The sequence below is a fragment of the Massilia sp. CT11-108 genome (assembly GCF_047302915.1).
GTDB classification, from domain to species: domain Bacteria; phylum Pseudomonadota; class Gammaproteobacteria; order Burkholderiales; family Burkholderiaceae_D; genus Telluria; species Telluria orientalis.
In genome coordinates this window covers 1-263 of record NZ_JBKYMO010001563.1, presented here as the reverse complement: position 1 = coordinate 263, position 263 = coordinate 1, and the positions used below count along the sequence as shown (strand labels likewise).

Here is a 263-nt window from a genome sequence, read left to right as displayed (position 1 = left end):
GAATGTGCGCGCCTTTCTGTTGGTAAAAGATCAGCACGCCTACTGTTCGTCGGCCACCGGCGATATGGATGAGCCGATGAAACGGCTGATTCCAGGCATCGATATTAATAAAACCACCGATATGGTGATTTTACCCGGTACGCCGATGATGCCAACGCAGCCGGTGATTGCACTCTGGTTTCGCAGCCCGCTGCTGGATAACCGCGGCGTGCTCGCCACGCTCAATATCAACCTCGCGCCCTATATGCTTTACACCACGCAGA

General features: G+C 54.4%; 1 protein-coding gene. It reads left to right on the top strand.

The genetic code is table 11. The annotated features are described in order from the left end of the window. Nucleotides 1-263 (top strand): CSS-motif domain-containing protein (locus ACEN88_RS35625; RefSeq protein ID WP_413347110.1); only part of this gene is annotated, 263 nt, incomplete at both ends.